At 71.7% G+C, this 16,757-nt stretch carries 15 protein-coding genes and 1 tRNA gene; 9 read left to right on the top strand and 7 right to left on the bottom strand.

Features of this window, described 5'->3' with window-relative positions; translation table 11 throughout:
• Positions 1-7: 7 nt before the first annotated feature.
• The gene (locus OG462_RS07055; RefSeq protein ID WP_406055521.1) at positions 8-679 is read right to left on the bottom strand and encodes a DUF2278 family protein; all 672 of its coding nucleotides are present in this window, start codon (positions 677-679) and stop codon (positions 8-10) included.
• Positions 680-859: 180 nt separating this feature from the next.
• On the opposite strand from OG462_RS07055, the gene OG462_RS07050 reads away from it, so the two are divergent.
• A tRNA-Leu gene (locus OG462_RS07050) sits at positions 860-944 on the top strand.
• Between the two features lie 58 nt (positions 945-1,002).
• On the opposite strand, the gene OG462_RS07045 is transcribed toward OG462_RS07050, so the two are convergent.
• Positions 1,003-1,752, bottom strand: a complete 750-nt coding sequence (locus OG462_RS07045) for a GntR family transcriptional regulator (protein WP_406055519.1) — start codon at positions 1,750-1,752, stop codon at positions 1,003-1,005.
• 296 nt (positions 1,753-2,048) lie between these two features.
• On the opposite strand from OG462_RS07045, the gene OG462_RS07040 reads away from it, so the two are divergent.
• From OG462_RS07040 to OG462_RS07020, 5 genes are read left to right on the top strand one after another with little or no spacing between them, the layout of a single operon-like run.
• Complete coding sequence (locus tag OG462_RS07040; RefSeq protein WP_406066402.1) at positions 2,049-3,167, top strand: ABC transporter substrate-binding protein; 1,119 nt, start codon at positions 2,049-2,051, stop codon at positions 3,165-3,167.
• Positions 3,167-4,135 (top strand): ABC transporter permease, encoded by a 969-nt coding sequence (locus OG462_RS07035; RefSeq protein WP_406055517.1) that lies wholly within the window; start codon positions 3,167-3,169, stop codon positions 4,133-4,135. The genes OG462_RS07040 and OG462_RS07035 overlap by 1 nt, the downstream gene beginning before the upstream one ends.
• Entirely contained in the window at positions 4,123-5,079 is a 957-nt protein-coding gene (locus OG462_RS07030; protein ID WP_406055515.1) for an ABC transporter permease, read from the top strand. Before OG462_RS07035 ends, OG462_RS07030 begins: the two co-directional genes overlap by 13 nt.
• A 3-nt stretch (positions 5,080-5,082) precedes the next feature.
• On the top strand, positions 5,083-6,174 hold the full coding sequence (locus tag OG462_RS07025; protein WP_406055513.1) for an ABC transporter ATP-binding protein: 1,092 nt from the start codon (positions 5,083-5,085) through the stop codon (positions 6,172-6,174).
• Positions 6,171-6,854: an HAD family hydrolase gene (locus tag OG462_RS07020; protein ID WP_406055512.1), complete on the top strand. Its 684-nt coding sequence runs from the start codon at positions 6,171-6,173 to the stop codon at positions 6,852-6,854. The genes OG462_RS07025 and OG462_RS07020 overlap by 4 nt, the downstream gene beginning before the upstream one ends.
• A gap of 65 nt (positions 6,855-6,919) precedes the next feature.
• Here OG462_RS07020 and OG462_RS07015 read toward each other — a convergent pair whose 3' ends face one another.
• A complete protein-coding gene (locus OG462_RS07015) occupies positions 6,920-7,666 on the bottom strand; it encodes a TioE family transcriptional regulator (RefSeq protein WP_406055510.1) in 747 nt (248 codons plus the stop codon).
• Between the two features lie 58 nt (positions 7,667-7,724).
• On the opposite strand from OG462_RS07015, the gene OG462_RS07010 reads away from it, so the two are divergent.
• On the top strand, positions 7,725-8,978 hold the full coding sequence (locus OG462_RS07010) for an erythromycin esterase family protein (RefSeq protein WP_406055508.1): 1,254 nt from the start codon (positions 7,725-7,727) through the stop codon (positions 8,976-8,978).
• 295 nt (positions 8,979-9,273) lie between these two features.
• Positions 9,274-10,869 (top strand): TROVE domain-containing protein, encoded by a 1,596-nt coding sequence (locus OG462_RS07005; protein WP_406066400.1) that lies wholly within the window; start codon positions 9,274-9,276, stop codon positions 10,867-10,869.
• Between the two features lie 94 nt (positions 10,870-10,963).
• Here OG462_RS07005 and OG462_RS07000 read toward each other — a convergent pair whose 3' ends face one another.
• The 4 genes from OG462_RS07000 to rox form a co-directional block, all read right to left on the bottom strand.
• Positions 10,964-11,971 (bottom strand): HEAT repeat domain-containing protein, encoded by a 1,008-nt coding sequence (locus OG462_RS07000; RefSeq protein ID WP_406055506.1) that lies wholly within the window; start codon positions 11,969-11,971, stop codon positions 10,964-10,966.
• Positions 11,972-11,974: 3 nt separating this feature from the next.
• Positions 11,975-12,646 (bottom strand): HEAT repeat domain-containing protein, encoded by a 672-nt coding sequence (locus OG462_RS06995; protein WP_406055504.1) that lies wholly within the window; start codon positions 12,644-12,646, stop codon positions 11,975-11,977.
• 98 nt (positions 12,647-12,744) lie between these two features.
• Positions 12,745-13,440, bottom strand: coding sequence for a 4'-phosphopantetheinyl transferase family protein (locus tag OG462_RS06990; protein ID WP_406055502.1), 696 nt, complete (start codon positions 13,438-13,440; stop codon positions 12,745-12,747).
• 98 nt (positions 13,441-13,538) lie between these two features.
• Entirely contained in the window at positions 13,539-14,966 is a 1,428-nt protein-coding gene (gene rox, locus OG462_RS06985; protein ID WP_406055500.1) for a rifampin monooxygenase, read from the bottom strand.
• Positions 14,967-15,321: 355 nt separating this feature from the next.
• Here rox and OG462_RS06980 point away from each other — a divergent pair, with 355 nt between their 5' ends.
• A complete protein-coding gene (locus tag OG462_RS06980) occupies positions 15,322-16,740 on the top strand; it encodes an amidase (protein WP_406055498.1) in 1,419 nt (472 codons plus the stop codon).
• The last annotated feature ends 17 nt before the right edge of the window (positions 16,741-16,757 follow it).

Here is a 16,757-nt window from a genome sequence, read left to right as displayed (position 1 = left end):
CGCTCCCTCATCCGACCGGGTGCCCCGCGATGTCCGTCCGTGCCGCCTGGCTGGAGAACTTGTTGAGGAAGACGTCGTAGCGGCCGTCGGGGCGCTGGGTGAGTGTCGCGCCGTCCTGCCAGATGCCGTTCTCCGGCCACCACTGGGAGCCGAACGGGTCCCCCTGGTTCTGGTGGATGTTGTGCATGCCGATGTCTCCCTCGGCATCGTTCACGAACGGTTCGCCGAAGACGAGCGTGCGCCGCCCCGGCACGAGCATCGGCTCCAGCGCGTCGGCGGCGTCCACGTTGGTGCCCGCCTGCCAGGGCCGCGAGCCCAGCAGGTCGAGGAGCTCCTGCAGCCAGGACGGGGGGCGGCGCTCGAAGAGGACGCCGGTGCGGTCCACCAGTTCCGGATGGCGCAGATAGTCCATGGCGCCGGAGTCGGGGGAGGGCGCGAGGTCGTGGAAGCCGGGGTAGAGGGCGGCGGCCGGCCCGACGACGGAGGCCTTCAGGGTGAAGGTCTTCCACTGCACCCCCACGTTGGACTTGTGGCTGTCGACGTCGACGGCGCAGTGGTACTGCCCGGCGGGCGCGTCCACCTTCAGATTGACGTGGAACCAGCGGCCCTGGTCGTCCGGGTCGTCCCGGTAGGCACGGTCGAGGGTTCCCGCGAGCACGCCGTAGCTCTGGAATGGCATGCCGCCAGTGAAGCACCCGCGACCGCGCTGCGCGTGTATTCGATGACTCTCCGTGGTCGTTTTCCCTGGAAGGGCCCCGAGCCGCTGACCACGGGAAACAGGGGTGAATCGCAGGTCGGACCCCTGATATATTTCATCTTGTCGCCGCGAGTGATCATCACTCACCGCGACGCACACCCTGTCCGGGTGGCGGAATGGCAGACGCGCTAGCTTGAGGTGCTAGTGCCCTTTATCGGGCGTGGGGGTTCAAGTCCCCCCTCGGACACGACGAATCGTCGTACGAAGTGGTGGTCGAGAGCGATCTCGGCCACCACTTCGTCGTTTCACATCAGCAGCGAGCCCGGGTCCCTGACCAGCGGTGCCGTGCCCACCGAGTTGCTCACGTTGAAGGTGACGCTGCCCGCGCGGTAGCGGTCCTCGGTCCATTCGATCGGGCGGCCGTCCGGGTTGCTGGTCAGATGGCGCTGACGCAGGAGCGGGCTTCCCCGGCGGACCCGGAGCAGTCGGGCGTCGTCGCTGCCGGCGGGGACGGCGTCGATGAGGTGCTCGCCGTAGTGGGCGACGATTCCGGCGTCCTCCGCCATGCGGTCCATGATCGAGGCGCAGTCGACGGGAAGCGCCTCGACCGTGGGGGCGACCCAGCCCGCGTACGCCGTGCGTTCCACCATTACGGGTTCGCCGTCCAGGAGTCGCAGGCGCAGGACGTCCAGCACTCCGGCCCCTTCCGGCAGGACGAGCCGGCGCGCCTCCTCGGGGGTGGCCGTGCGGCGTTCGCGGTGGAGGAAGCGGCTCGTCGCCCGGTAGCCCATGGTCCGGGCCCACTGGGCGAAGCTGTGGAGCTCGGCGAAGCTGTGCCGGCGCTCCCTGCGCAGCACGATGCGGCGGGCTCCCTGGCGGGAGCCGATGAGCCCTTCGGAGGTGAGCAGGGCGACGGCCTGGCGTACGGTGCCGCGTGATGCGACCCAGCGGGTGGCGAGGTCGCTCTCGGAGGGCAGGCGGGAGCCGACGCCGTACTCGCCGCTGAGGATCGAGCGGCGGAGTCCCTCCGCGATCTCCACGTAGAGCGCCGTCACGGCATCCCCCTTTTCGTGTGTGGCTGTGCGCAGCTGGTCACAGCGTGTGTTGTGCGGGGGTCAGCCTAACCCGACCGAACGGCTTCGCGGTGAGTTCGCGCGAAGCTCCAAGTCCACTGCATTCACCTGGTGTTCACCGCACCCGGCTCTTCCGGGAGGCGCCTGGAGCCGGACATGTTCCGTTCACTTCGCGGACAGGATGTAAGGGCGAACTAAGGGCGGCTTGTTCAGACAAGTTCCTTCACTCGCCTCTGGGAGAACCCGTGCGCAGAACCCCCCTCCGCGGTGCCGCCGTGCTGCTCGGCGCCGCCGTCCTGACCACCGTCACCGCCTGCGGTGCCGCACCCGAGGGTGCGGCCGGAGCCGCCGGCGACGGTGCGAAGGCGGCCACCGCGGCGTCGGTCAAGGACTTCGGCGGCATGGACGCCCTCGTCAAGGCGGCCAAGCAGGAAGGCGCGCTCCACGTCATCGCGCTCCCGCCGGACTGGGCCAACTACGGCGAACTGATCAAGGCCTTCGAGGCGAAGTACGGCATCAAGATCGAGAGCGAGAACCCGGACGCCGCGAGCGCCGACGAGATCGCCGCCGTCAAGTCCCGCAAGGGCCAGAAGCGCGCCCCCGACGTCCTGGACCTGGGCATCGCCTTCGCCCGCAGCGGCGCCGAGGAGGGCCTCTTCGCCCCGTACAAGGTCGAGGCCTGGGACAAGATCCCCGCCGCCCAGAAGGACGAGGCCGGGCGCTGGTACAACGACTACGGCGGCTACGTCTCCATCGGCTGCGACGCCAAGCGCGTTCCGAACTGCCCGAAGACCTTCGCGGACCTGCTCAAGCCGGAGTACAAGGGCAAGGTCGCCCTCAACGGCAACCCGACCAAGTCCGGTTCGGCCTTCGGCGGCGTCTACGCGGCCGCCCTCGCCGACAAGGGCTCCTTCGCCGACATCCAGCCCGGCATCGACTTCTTCGGCGAGCTGAAGAAGAGCGGCAACTTCATCCCCGTCGAGTCCACCCCGGCCACGGTCGAGAAGGGTGAGACGCCCATCAGCATCGACTGGGACTACCTGAACGCCGGCTACGCCGACCAGTTCAAGGACAAGGGCGTCGACTGGCAGGTCGCCGTCCCCACCGACGGCGTGTACGCCCAGTTCTACTCGCAGGCCATCAACAAGGAGGCCCCGCACCCCGCGGCCGCCCGCCTGTGGATGGAGTACCTCTACAGCGCCGAGGGCCAGAACCTCTGGCTCAAGGGCTACGCCCGTCCGGTACTCCTCCCGGCCATGACCGCCGACGGCACCGCCGACAAGACCTTCGTCGCCAAGCTGCCCGCCGTCGCAGGCACCCCCGCCTTCCCGGCCTCCGCCGAGCTCGACAAGGCCAAGGCCACCCTCGCCGAGAAGTGGGACAAGGCCGTCTCCTGATGCCCTCCGCCTCCTCCACCCCCACCGAGGGAACCGTCCCCTCCGAGGGAACCGTCCCCTCCGCGGGAACCACTCCCGCGGGGACCGTTCCCGCCCAGGGAACCGCCGGCGGCACCCGCCGCCGGCGGCGCGGCCCGCGCACCTGGCTCGCCGCCCTCCCCCTGATCGCCTTCACCGGGCTGTGCTTCGGGCTGCCGCTCGGTGCCCTCCTGTACGGCGCCGTGACCCGCACCGACCCCGACACCGGCGCCACCGCCCTGACCGGAGAGCACCTGAGCCGCTCGCTCCAGGGCCCCTACCTGGGCTCTCTCGTCGGCAGCGTGCAGCTCTCCGCCCTCACCGCGCTCATCGCCTCGGTCCTCGGCGTCCTCATCGCCCAGGCCGTGGTCACCTCCCGCTCCCAGGCGCTGCGCAACGCCGTACTGACCGCCTCCGGGGTCCTCGCCAACTTCGGCGGCGTCCCCCTCGCGTTCGCGTTCATCGCGACCGTCGGCATCTCCGGCGTCGTCACCCAGCTCGCCGACCTGAGCAGCCTCGGCTGGAACCTGTACTCGTTCACCGGCCTCGCCGTGGTCTACCTGTACTTCCTCATCCCGCTCATGGTCCTGGTGATCCTCCCCGCCCTCGACGGACTGCGGCCCCAGTGGCGCGAGGCCGCGCAGAACGCGGGCGCCGGCGGTCTGCAGTACTGGCGTCACGTCGGCATCCCCGTTCTCGCGCCCTCCCTGCTCGGCGGGTTCGTGCTGCTCTTCGGCAGCGCCTTCGCCGCCCATGCCACCGCGGCGGCGCTCGTCGGCGGCTCCGTCCCCCTGGTCACCCTCAAGATCGCGGACGCCCTCTCCGGGAACGTCCTCGTCGGCCAGGAGAACGTCGCCCTCGCCCTCGGCCTCGACATGATCCTGATCGCCGGACTCGTCATGGCCGTCTACCTCCCCCTCCAGCGCAGGAGCGCCCGATGGCTGCGATGACCCCCACCGCCCGGGAGGCCGCACCGAAGCCCGACACGGATACGGCCCCGCCGGCCGCCCTCACGAGGACGCGGCGCCGGCCCCGCGTCTGGCGCGGAGTCGTCCTCGGCCTCGGCGGCGCCTACTTCCTGATCCCGCTGATCGCCTCGTTCGTGTTCACCGTGCACACGCCGGGCCAGGGAATCTCCTTCGAGGCGTACACCGCGCTCCTCGCCGCCGACGGCTTCACCGAGAGCCTCCTGCTCTCCCTCGGCCTCGCCGCCGCGACGATCGTCCTCGCGCTGGTGCTCGCCGTGCCCGCCCTGGTGGCCGTACGACTCGGGGCGCCCCGGCTGCGGCCGGTCGTCGAGGTGATGTGCATGCTGCCGCTGGTGGTGCCGCCGATCGCGCTCGTCACCGGCATCAGCACCGTCCTGCGCTGGGGCCCCGACCACCTCTCGCGGACCCCGCTCTACCAGACCTTCCTCGCGGTGCAGAACGAGAGCTTCCCCTTCGTCCTGGTCCTCGCGTACACCGTCATGGCCCTGCCGTTCGTGTACCGCTCCCTCGACGCCGGACTGCGCGCCGTCGACGTCCCCACCCTCGTCGAGGCCGCCCGCAACTGCGGGGCGAGCTGGCCGTACGTGATGTTCCGCGTCATCCTGCCCAACCTGCGCTCCTCGCTCGCGGGCGCCGCGTTCCTCACCCTGGCCCTGGTCCTCGGCGAGTTCACCATCGCCTCGCTGCTCGGCTTCCGGCCCTTCGCGGTGTGGATCGTGTCCATCTCCGGGGCCCACGCCCGGATGTCGGTGGCCGTGTCCCTGCTCAGCCTGGTCATCACCTGGCTCCTGCTGCTCGCCCTCTCCCGGGCCGGAACGGCGCCGACGAGCACGCCCGGCACCCCGAGTTCCCCTCGCAAGCCCCGCGGTTCCCGTACGTCCCGCACTTCGCCCAAGGAGTCCTGACCCATGTCCTCGTCCACAGCAACAGCGGAACGGACGGAGCCCGTCGCGGTCGGCGGGGCACGCGTCGAATTCCGGGGCCTGCGCCGTACGTTCGGCAGCACCACCGCCCTCGACGGACTCGACCTGACCGTCGAACCGGGCGAACTCCTCGCCCTGCTCGGCCCGTCGGGCTGCGGCAAGACCACCGCGCTCCGCGTCCTCGCCGGCTTCGAGCGACCCGACGCGGGCGACGTCCTCGTCGACGGGGCCGACATCACCCAGGTCCCGGCCAACCGCCGTGACGCCGGCATGGTCTTCCAGTCGTACAGCCTCTTCCCCAACCTCACCGCCGCCGACAACGTCGCCTTCGGCCTGCGCGTACGGAAGGTCAAGGCGGCCGAACGGCGCGCCCGGGCCGCCGAGCTCCTCGACCTCGTCGACCTGCCCCAGCACGGCGACCGCTACCCGCACCAGATGTCGGGCGGCCAGCAGCAGCGCGTGGCACTGGCCCGGGCGCTCGCCCTGCGGCCCCGCGTCCTGCTCCTCGACGAGCCGCTGTCCGCGCTCGACGCCAAGGTCCGGCTCAGCCTGCGGGAGGAGATCCGGCGCCTCCAGCTCTCCCTCGGCATCACGACGGTCTTCGTCACCCACGACCAGGAGGAGGCGCTGTCCATGGCCGACCGCGTCGCCGTCCTCAACGCCGGGAGACTGGAGCAGTGCGCCGCTCCGGCCGAGCTCTACCGCCGCCCGGCGACGCCCTTCGTCGCCGAGTTCGTCGGCACCATGAACCGGCTCCCCGGCGTCCTGACGGACTCCGGCCAGGTCGAGGTGGCGGGCACCCGGCTGCCCGTCGACGGTGAGGCCCCGAAGCTCCGCGAGGTCGACGTCCTGGTCCGCCCCGAGAACGTCACCGTGACCGAGGCCGCCGACGGCGACGCGACCGTCGTCTCCACCTCCTTCCTCGGCTCCGTCACCCGCGTCCACCTCGACCACGCCGGTACGCGCGTCAAGGCGGACCTGTCCTCGCGGGAGGCGACCACGCTGACCCCCGGCGCACGCGTCACGCTCGGCCTCGCCCCGCACCCCGCGCTCGTCGCGCCGAGGGCGGAGCGGTGACCGAACTCGCCGCCGTCCTCTTCGACATGGACGGCACCCTGGTCGACACCGAGGTCCTCTGGTGGGACGCGACGGTGGAGATCGCCGCGCGGATCGGCCACCGGCTGACGGACGCCGACGCACCCGAGGTCGTCGGACGCGCCGTCGAGGACACCGCCGCCCACCTCGTACGCGTGACCGGAACCCCGGACGCCGACGGCGTGGCGACGGCCCTGACCGCCGCCTTCCAGGAGCGGGTCGACCGGGGAGCGCCGCTGCGTCCCGGCGCGGGGCGACTCCTCGCCGAACTCGCCGCGGAGGGCGTACCGTTCGCGCTGGTGAGCGCGTCGCCGCGGTCGGTGGTCGACTCGGTGATCGGGGGCGCGCTCGCGCACGTCCCCTTCGCCTTCACCCTCTCGGCCGACGACACCGTACGTACGAAGCCGCACCCCGACCCGTACCGCGCGGCCGCCCGACGGCTCGGCGTACCGGACGCGGCCTGCGTCGCCGTCGAGGACTCCCCGGACGGGGCCGCCTCGGCCGACGCGGCGGGCTGCACGGTCCTCGTGGTCCCGTCCATGCTCCCCGTGCCGGCCCGGCCGGGGCGGATCTTCGCGGAGAGCCTGGAGGAGGTGTCGGTCGCGGGGCTGCGGCGTTACGTGGCGGGTGGCGGCGACGCGCCGGCCGTAGGGCGCGGGTGAGGGCACCCGGCCGGTTGGTGGGCCATGGCCCATGGCCATGGCCCGTGTTCGCTGCGGTCGAGGTCTCAGTCGCGCTCACGCTCGCGCAGGTACGCCTCAAGCGCCGAGGCCCCGGCCAGCATCGACCGGCCGCGCGCGGACAGCCGGTCGCGCCAGTCGCCGAGCGCGGCCTCCAACGGCTCGAGACCACCGGCCGCCCGCACCTGGGTGATCAGCGGGGCGATCTGCTCCAACAGATAGCTGCCACGCCTGAGTTGGTGGACGAGGCGGGCGTCCCGTACGTCGGCCTCGTCGTACACGCGGTAGCCGGTGAGCGCATCGCGGCGCGGACGCACCAGCCCGGCGCGCTCCCAGGCGCGCAGCGTCGCGGGCCGGATGCCGAGCTTCTCCGCGAGGGGGCCGATGAACGTGGCGCCCGGTGCGACGGGTGTGCCGCCGGGCTCGGTCGCGGTGACGGTGGTGGGTTCAAGGTCGCGGAGGGCGTTCTCCACGGCCCGCAGGGTCCGGCGGTCGTCGAGGAGCAGGGCGTGGCTCTCGTCGATGAGACGGAACGCCTCCTCGGCCGCGTCCTCGTTCACCGCCCGCATGATCGCCGTCGCCGTCCGGTGGCCGTGGCCGGGCAGCAGGGCGAGGAAGGCGCGGAGCGCGGCCGCGTGCAGCGCGGTGTAGCTGCGGTATCCGGAGGGCGTCCTGGCGGCGGCCGGAAGAGCGCCGGCCTCCTCGTAGTTCCGGATCGCCTGCGTGGACAGACCGTGCTCGCGCGCCAGGTCGACGGGCCGAAGCTGTACGACGCTTTGAAGGTTTCGTCCCATGATCTCGCCGATATCGTGCAAAAGTCTCAACCGAGTGTTCAACGATACCGTTGAAGGCATGGCTACCGACATCAAGGACGTCACCCATGCCGTCGACGCCGCCGCTGTCATGGGCCTGCTCCGGGGCAGGCCGCGGCTGCTCGCCCTGGGCGAGCCCACGCACGGCGAGGACGCGCTCCTCGACGTACGCAACGAACTGTTCCGGCAACTCGTCGAGCAGGAGGGCTACCGGACGATCACGATCGAGAGCGACTGCCTGAGGGGTCTCCTCGTGGACGACTACGTCACCACGGGCGCAGGCACCCTCGACGAGGTCATGGAGGAGGGATTCAGCCACGGTTGGGGCGCGTCGGCTGCCAACCGCGACCTCGTCCGCTGGATGCGCGCCTTCAACGACGGCCGCCCGGCGGCCGACCGGCTCCGCTTCGCGGGCTTCGACGGCCCGCTGGAGATCACCGGCGCCGAGAGCCCCCGGGAGGCTCTCACCGCACTCCACGGCTACCTCTCCAGCCGGGTGGAGACGGACCTGCTCGACGTCACCTGCACCGTGGAAACGCTCGACCGCCTGCTCGGCCCTGACGACCGGTGGACACATCCCGCCGCGATGATGGACCCGTCCCGGTCCGTGGGGCAGTCGGCCGATGCGACGGAGCTGCGCCTGCTCGCCGACGACCTGGTGGCGCTGCTCGACGGGCAGAGGCCGCACCTGATCGCGACGAGCTCGCGCGACGACTGGGACCGGGCGCGCCTGTACGGCCGCACGGCCACCGGCCTGCTCCGGTACCACTACTGGATGGCCGACACCTCACCGAGCCGCATGACGCGGCTGGTGAGCCTGCGGGACCGGATGATGGCCGACAACCTCCTGGCTGTCGCGGGTGTCGACGCCGACGCCGCTGCGGCCGGGGCCGTTGGTTCGGCAGCCCCCGTCGACCGGGCCCCGGTACTGGTCCACGCCCACAACGGCCATCTCCAGCGGAACAAGAGCACGATGCGGATGGGCGGCCTGCCGGTCGAGTGGTGGAGCGCGGGCGCGATCGTGAGCGCCCAACTGGGCGAGGAGTACGCCTTCCTGGCGACGGCACTGGGCACGATCCGGCACCAGGGAGTGGACACCCCGCGGCAGGACACCGTCGAAGGACTCCTGTACGCGGGCCCGGAGAAGTGCTCGGTCGTCGACGCCCGCGATCTGGCCGCCACCCTCGGCCACTCCCTGCCCGCGCCGCGCGTATCCCCCTGGTTCGGTTACGCGCCGCTCGACCCGGTGCACCTGGCCGACATCGAAGGCGTCGTGTTCGTGAAGGACGTCTGAGGGGGCCCGAGGTATTTAATAGGTGGTGCGTAGCGGATCGGCCCGCATAAGTTGATCCCGCGACCGCGCCTCCGATGCGCTCGGCTGCGGCTACTTCTTCCGAAAACCAAGTGACGCCGCCGCCACCTCTGATCTCGGTGGGCGCGGCCGCCTCGGCCCAGGTGGACTCTTCCCGGGGCCTTCTGTCCCTTTCCTTTGGATCCGGGGGGATTCACTGCCTCGCTACACCCGACGCGTCTCGAAAGTCTGGTCCGAGATGCTCGTGGCCCCGCACGTTTCGGCGGCCGCCCGCGCGATGCCTCAGCCGCCGCCGGTTCGCCACGCGCCCACCCCGCAGCAGTTCCACACGTACGAGGGCGGACCGGCCTTCGTCCGGGAACCCCGTGACGAACTCTTCCTGCTGGCCGTCGGCAATTTCGTCGCGCAGCGGACCTTCTACGAGAGCGGCGCGGAGCGCGACGAACGGTACGTCCGGCTCGTCGGCCGACTCGCCGTCGAGGACCCCGAATGGACGGCCGGTCTGCTGCGCTGGCTGCGCGGCGAGGGCAACATGCGTACGGCGTCCCTGGTGGGCGCCGCCGCGTACGTACGGGCCCGGCTCGACGCGAAGGCCTCCGGCGGCCCCTCCAACCGTTCCGTGGTCGATGCAGTGCTCCAACGGGCCGACGAGCCCGGGGAGTTGCTCGCCCACTGGACCTCGGCGTACGGGCGGAACGTGCCGCAACCCGTGAAGCGGGGCATCGCCGACGCCGTGCGCAGACTGTACTCGTCGCGGTCCCTGCTGAAGTACGACACCGCGTCCCACGGGTTCCGCTTCGGCGACGTGCTCAACCTGGTGCACGCTTCCCCCGACCCGGCCAAGCCGTGGCAGGGCGCGCTCTTCCGGTACGCCCTGGACCGCCGTCACCACCCGGAAACGGCGGTTCCGCCGGCCTCCGACACCGTGCTGACGGCGCACCGGGCCCTCATGGAACTGCCCGTGGACGAGCGCCGGGCCGTGGTGACCGGGCCGGACGGCAGCGAGCGGCTGGCCGCGGCCGGCCTGACGTGGGAGGCCCTGGCGGGCTGGCTCCACGGGCCGCTGGACGCCGCGGTGTGGGAGGCGGTGATCCCCGCGATGGGCCCGATGGCACTGCTGCGGAACCTGCGGAACTTCGACGCCGCGAAGATCTCGGCAGAGGCCGCGGGCAGGGTCGCGGCCAGGATCTCGGACGCCGACGAGGTTGCCAGGTCCCGGCAGTTCCCCATGCGCTACCTGTCCGCGCGCAAACACGCGCCGTCGCGGCGCTGGGCGGCCGCGCTGGAACAGGCACTGGGCCACTCCCTGGCCAACGTGCCGGCCCTGCCCGGCCGGACGCTGATCCTGGTGGACCGGTCCGACTCCATGTTCTGGGACACCGTCTCCGAGCGCTCCGAACTGACCCGGGCGGACGCGGCGGCCGTGTTCGGTTGTGCGCTGGCCCTGCGCGCCCAGCAGGCGGACCTCGTGGAGTACGGCTGGACGAGCAGAGAGGTGCCGTTCACGCAGGGGGAACCGGTACTCGAGGTCGTGAAAAGGTTCCGCAAGCTCGGGGGCACCCACACCACGAAGGCGGTGCGGACCCACTACCGGGAGCACGAACGCGTCCTGATCGTCACCGACGAGCAGGCCGCGGCCTACGACCCCGGTGGCCCGGCCGAACCGGTTCCGGCCGACATCCCGGTCTACACCTGGAACCTGGCGGGGTACCGGCCCGCGCACGCTCCCACGGGTCCGCACCGCCATACCTTCGGCGGCCTCACGGACGCCGCGTTCCGGATGATCGGTCTCATCGAGGCAGGCCGCCGGGCGACGTGGCCGTGGACTGCTGAACCGGCTGACGCGACTGACCCGGCCCAGAGCCCGTGGTGAAAGAGTTCTGTGTCCTCCGGAGCGAGTCCGATCACGCGGCGATGTCTTCCTGAGGTTCGGCCGCTGGGGCCGGACGGGACCTTCCGGACACGACCTAGGTCTCGTCGCGCAGGGTGAGGATGTACGCGGCGGTGAGCGCGACCGCGCGGTCCTCGTCCTGGGACAGATCTGCCAGAGCGCGGGATGCCGTGCTGCCCGGGATGTCCGCCAGCGCCTGTGCCAGCCGTCGGCGCGCGGGCGATGCGACGGTGTCGTGGGCGAGGCGGTCGACGAGCCCCGTGGCGATCTGCTCCGCCCATGCGGGGCGGCTCGCCAGCGTGCTCAGCGCATCGGCGGCGTCGACGTCATTCGTCTCCTCCACGACCATGTCGATGAGTGTCGGGACCGCCTCGACCACTCCCCGTGCCCCGAGCGCGAGAGCCGCGCGCCCGCGGACCACGATGTCGGTGTGCGCGAGGGTGTCCCGCAGCAGTGCGGTCGCCTCGTCGTCCGGCATCTCGGCGACGGCCCGCACGGCACGTTCCCGTACCTCGGTCTCCGGTGAGCCGAGGCCCTCCGCGAGGAGCGCGATCGCCACGCCGTCGCCCGATCGCGCCAGAGCCCACCGAAGGGCTCCGGCGACGTTCGGGTCCGTCTCGCTCAACGCCGCCTCGACCAGCGCTTCCACCGGCACCGGAATCTCCTCGACCGAGGACAGGGCCGCGCGCTGCCGCTTGCCGGCGCTCTCCGACCCCAGGGCATGGAGGAGCGCGACGATCTGGAGGACCTCCTCCCAGCCGGCGGGTTCCGCGGCGCCGATCCGACGGAGTCGCGTGAGCAGCGCCGTCTCCGCCGCGATGCGTTCCCGCGCCCCCCGGATGAGGTCGGAGACGAGCTCCGAGGGCGTGAAGCCGGGATCGTCCAGCGCGCTCCCGACCTCACGCAGCGAAAGCCCCAGGGACCGCAGGCTCTCGATATGGAAGATCCGCCGGATGTCCTCGTCGGAGTACTCGCGATAGCCGGCCCCGGTGCGCCCCGTCGGCCGCACCAGGCCCAGCGATTCGTAGTGCCGGAGCATGCGGGCACTGACCCCGGACCGTCGTGCCACATCACCGATCAACATGCCTCAGCCCCCCTCCTGGCTGGTCCCGCCGAGGGCGACGACGCGCTTCGCCTCCTCGATCGCGCGCTCGAATCCGGCGTCCGGGTCGCGCAACAGCCGTTCCGTGGCGATCGCGTGCTGCCGCACACGCGGGTCGAGTGCCCTCGTCGCGGCGCGCAGCGTCGGCATGATGACCTCGCCGAGGGCGATCAGCGCCCTGCTGAGGCTCAACTGCGTGTCACGCCCGCCGCGCCCGAGCTGTGCCGCCAGCACATCGGCCAGCTCGGCCTCTTCGTCCTCGGGTACGAGCACGACAGCTGCCCGCCACGCGCTCCGCGCCACCTCGTCGTCGGCGTCGGACAACAGCGCCCGGGTGATCCCCGGCCACGCCCGCCGATCCCCGATCTTGGACAAGGTGTGCAACGCCTGGCTCCGTGCCTGCGCCCGCTCCGAGCGGACCTCGCGCAGAAGCTCCGGGACCGTCACGGAAGGCGCGTGCCGGGTGAGGGCCCATGTGAGCATTTCGCGTACGTAGAACTCGGGCTCGACCGCGCAGCGCTCGACGAGCGTGCCGACGAACCGCGGGTCGGGCGTCGTGCCGACCGCCAGCGCTGCCCGCAGCCTCACCGACGAGCGGCTGTCCTCCAGCCCCCGAAGAGCGGGCGTCGCATCCGTGCCCTGTGTGGGCAAGGTCATCGGGACCACCTCCTTGGCCGTAGTGAAGACCTTGTCACCGTGTCAAGGTCAAGCTCGGCACCACGACGCCGGGGTCGTCGAGAGGTGGTCCCGTCCGGTCACTGCTGTGAGAGGGCGACGGCCGCCGCGTACGAGGGTGCGACCCGTACGTCGGCCAGCGACCAGCCCGGTACGGTGGCCGGCTCCGGTCCCATCCCCAGGTACGTCCGATCGAGCCCCCCGACCAGCCCTTCCCCCGTGCCCTTGAGATAGGCCTCCTTGCGTACCCAGCACCGCGCGAAGGCGGCCGGCCGGTCCTCCAGGGGCAGCAGGGCGAACTCCTCCCGCTCCCGAGGGTGCAGGCTGTCCGCCACGAGGGCCGACACCTCGGCCTCCGGGTGCACCTCCACGTCCACGCCCACGGGCGTCGCGGCGAGACCGACGAACGCCAGGTCCCCGCTGTGCGAGAGCGAGAAGTGAATCCCGCCGCCCCGCACGGCCGGCCGCCCGTGCGGCCCTCCGCAGAGGGGACAGTCCTCCCGGACGAACACCACCTCGTCCGCCCGCATCCCCAGGTAGTGCCCGAGCAGACGCCGCAGCCCCCCGTGCGCGGCGAGATACCGCGCCCGGTGGTCCTCCCGTATCAGTGCCTTCCACTGCCGCCGTTCCTCGGCGTCCAGGAGGGCGGGCGCGGCGGGGTCCTCCGCCACCGGCAGCAGCCAGAGCGCCACCGTCCCGTCCGTGACGGGCAGAACGGTCGACTCCGGCACGTCGCCGGGGCGCAGCACCCGCACGGGGGTGATCTCCATGGTCATGCCACCATTCTGCCGGTCGCGCGGGTCGCCTCGGACGGACGGCCGACGCGACCGGTCCCGGGAAGGCCTCGCGGCCTCCCCGGAACGGCACTTCACGCTCAGCCGGTGGCCGCGCCGAACCACGTGGACAGGTGCTCGATCAGGTCCTGCTGGTCCTCACCGACCCAGGCCACGTGGCCGTCAGGCCGCAGCAGCACCGCGGGCGCGTCCAGTTCCTCGCTGACCTCGACGACATGGTCGACCCGATCCGCCCAGCCCTCGACCGAGAGCCGGCCGGTCTGGTCGAGGAGCAGTCCGCGGCCCTCGTGCATCCGGTCGTAGAGACGTCCCTGCTTCAGTTCCAGGTCCCGCATGCGCCTGCCCTGGAGCTCGTGCTCCCCGCCGAAGTCGTAGCGGACCGAGATCGCCGTGATCTTCTCGATCAGGTACCGGTTGACGTCGTCGAACTCCACGAGTTCCGCGAGCAGTCGGCGCACCGCCTGGGGACCGGGCTCGGTCGACATCAGCTGGATCTGCGCGCGGGTGTTGTCCAGGACCTCGGCGGCCACCGGGTGCCGCTCGGCGTGGTAGCTGTCGAGGAGCCCCTCCGGCGCCCAGCTGCCGACCGCCGCGGCCAGCTTCCAGCCCAGGTTGAACGCGTCCTGGATACCGAGGTTGAGCCCCTGCCCGCCGGTCGGCGGGTGGATGTGCGCCGCGTCGCCCGCAAGGAACACCCGGTCGACCCGGTAGCGCTCGGCCTGCCGGGTCGCGTCGCCGAAGCGGGACAGCCAGCGCGGCGAATGCACACCGAAGTCCGTCCCGGCGACCGCCCGCAGCTGCTCCTTGAAGTCGTCGAGGGTCGGCGCGGTCGCACGGTCCTCGACCACACCCTCGGCGGGTACGACGACGCGGTACGCCCCGTCCCCCAGGGGCATGGCACCGAACCGCAGCTGGGTCTTGCGGACTTCGGCCACCACGGCGGCCAGCTCCTCGGGCGATACGGTCATCTCCATCTCGCCGAGGAGCGTCTCGACCCGGGCGGGCTCACCGGGGAAGTCGACGCCGAGCAGCTTGCGCACCGTGCTGCGGCCGCCGTCGCAGCCGACGACGTACCGCGCGCGCAGCTCCTCGCCGTCGGCCAGTTCGACGGTCACCCCCAGCTCGTCCTGGCTGAGCCCGACGACCTCGCAGCCCCGCCGGATCTCCGTACCGACCTCGGTCGCGTGCTCGGTCAGCAGACGCTCGGTGACCTGCTGCGGAATGGCGAGAACATACGAATGGGCCGTGTCCAGCCCGTCCGGCCACGCCTTGGCGAGCCCCGCGAAGAAGCCACCGGCCGTGATCTGGTGCCCGAGCGGAAGGAACCGCTCCAGCAGACCGCGCTGCGCCATCACCTCGATGCTGCGCACGTGCAGGCCCTGCGCGCGCGACTGCCGGGTCGGCTCCGCCTCCTTGTCCAGTACGAGCACGTGGACGCCGTGCAGCCGCAGCTCGCCGGCCAGCATCAAGCCGGTAGGACCGCTGCCGACAACGATCACGTCAAACATGAGAACCGCCCCGTTTCTTAGATTGCATCCAGCCAGCCGCCCGTCGCGGGATCCCTGCGCCCCACGAGCGCATGGATCGTGCGAACACACCGATTTCCGCAGGTCACTGGCTACGGCTGGAGATTCTGCCGCACGACCGGGGCCTTGCCGCAAGGCCCCCTGTGCGCTATACATTGAGAGTGGCAAGGAGAGTTTTCATCTCCTTGCCTTTCTCTTTTTCAGACGGCGGGCAGGGGCTCGCCCGTCTCCAGGAGGGCCCTCCCGGGAGCTCCCCCACGCTCAACCACTCGCGTGTTACTGGTTGGTAAGGCATGCTGGCGGCCAACCAACCACACGGCCGGGGGCTGAGGTAGCGGTGACGACTTTCGAGGAACGGGCCACGGTGCACGCCTTCCGGGACGACGCGCTGGGGGAGCACGACGCCGTCGGGCTCGCCGCGGCGATCCGGCGGGGCGAGGTCGGCGTCGCAGAGGTCGCCCGGGACGCGGCCGCGCGCGTACGGGAGGTCGAGGACCGGCTCCACGCGGTCCAGGTGCACATCGACGCCCCCGCGTACGTCACCGGGCGAGGCGGCGGTGCCTTCGCGGGAGTGCCGACCTTCGTCAAGGACAACACCGACTACCTGGGCCTGCCCACCGGGCACGGCAGCGCGGCCTTCACCCCGCGCGTCGCACGGCGGCACGCGCCCTTCGCCCGCCAGCTCCTGAGCAGCGGTGTCACGGTCCTCGGCAAGACCCGGCTGCCCGAGTTCGGATTCAGCCCCGCGACGGAGTACGAGACCGCCGAACCGGTCCGCAATCCGTGGAACACCGGCTACTCGGCGGGGGGTTCGTCGGGCGGCAGCGCGGCGCTCGTCGCCGCCGGGGCGGTTCCGATCGCCCACGCCAACGACGGCGGCGGATCGATACGCATACCCGCCGCGTGCTGCGGACTCGTCGGTCTCAAGCCGACCCGCGGCCGCGTCGTGACGAACGCCCAGAGCCGCCAACTGCCCCTCGACATCGTCTCCGACGGCATCGTGAGCCGTTCGGTACGGGACACCGCCGCGTTCCTCGCCGCCGCCGAGACCCACTGGCGCAACCCGAAGCTGCCGCCCCTCGGCCTGGTCGAAGGCCCCTCGGAACGGCGCCTGCGCATCGGGTTCCTGGTCGACTCGCCCAATGGTGCCCACGCCGACACGGCGACCCGGGCGGCCGTCATGGACACCGTCGCGACGCTCGAACGGCTCGGCCACAGCGTGGAGCCGGTGGAGCTGCACCTCGACCCCCGCTTCACCGACGACTTCCTCACGTACTGGGGGATGCTGTCGTTCCTCCTCGGCATCACGGGCCGGACCTTCGGCGCGGACTTCGACCGGCACCGCATGGACGGCCTCAGCCGGGGGCTGCGCGAGGAGTACCTGAAGAGCTGGCGGCGCACGCCGGGCGTCCTGCGGCGGCTGAAGCGGACGAGGGAGGCGTACGCGGCGGCGTTCCGCGGACTCGACCTCGTCCTCACGCCCGTACTGGCGCACACCACGCCGCGGATCGGTCACCTCAGCCCGACCGTGCCGTACGTGACGCTGGTCGAGCGGATCCTCGCGTACGTCGCCTTCACACCGGTCAACAACGTCGTCGGCACGCCGTCGATCTCGCTACCGGCCACGAGCGCGACGGAGGACGGGCTGCCCATCGGCGTCATGTTCTCCGGCCGCCCCGGCAGCGAACGGACCCTTCTCGAGATCGCGTTCGCACTGGAGGCGGACCACCCGTTCCGGCGGATCCAGGACGTCTGATCCCGGGAGGCCGAAGG

Source organism: Streptomyces sp. NBC_01077 (assembly GCF_045162855.1).
Taxonomy (GTDB): domain Bacteria; phylum Actinomycetota; class Actinomycetes; order Streptomycetales; family Streptomycetaceae; genus Streptomyces.
The sequence above is the reverse complement of the archived record's forward strand: the minus strand, read 5'-3'. Positions and strand labels throughout refer to the sequence as shown.

Coding starts and splice junctions, on each gene's coding strand:
- OG462_RS07055 (WP_406055521.1), bottom strand. CDS start 679: ATGCCATTCCAGAGCTACGGCGTGCTCGCGGGAACCCTCGACCGTGCC.
- OG462_RS07035 (WP_406055517.1), top strand. CDS start 3,167: ATGCCCTCCGCCTCCTCCACCCCCACCGAGGGAACCGTCCCCTCCGAG.
- OG462_RS07030 (WP_406055515.1), top strand. CDS start 4,123: ATGGCTGCGATGACCCCCACCGCCCGGGAGGCCGCACCGAAGCCCGAC.
- OG462_RS07025 (WP_406055513.1), top strand. CDS start 5,083: ATGTCCTCGTCCACAGCAACAGCGGAACGGACGGAGCCCGTCGCGGTC.
- OG462_RS07015 (WP_406055510.1), bottom strand. CDS start 7,666: ATGGGACGAAACCTTCAAAGCGTCGTACAGCTTCGGCCCGTCGACCTG.
- OG462_RS07010 (WP_406055508.1), top strand. CDS start 7,725: ATGGCTACCGACATCAAGGACGTCACCCATGCCGTCGACGCCGCCGCT.
- OG462_RS07005 (WP_406066400.1), top strand. CDS start 9,274: ATGCCTCAGCCGCCGCCGGTTCGCCACGCGCCCACCCCGCAGCAGTTC.
- OG462_RS07000 (WP_406055506.1), bottom strand. CDS start 11,971: ATGTTGATCGGTGATGTGGCACGACGGTCCGGGGTCAGTGCCCGCATG.
- OG462_RS06995 (WP_406055504.1), bottom strand. CDS start 12,646: ATGACCTTGCCCACACAGGGCACGGATGCGACGCCCGCTCTTCGGGGG.
- OG462_RS06990 (WP_406055502.1), bottom strand. CDS start 13,440: ATGACCATGGAGATCACCCCCGTGCGGGTGCTGCGCCCCGGCGACGTG.
- rox (WP_406055500.1), bottom strand. CDS start 14,966: ATGTTTGACGTGATCGTTGTCGGCAGCGGTCCTACCGGCTTGATGCTG.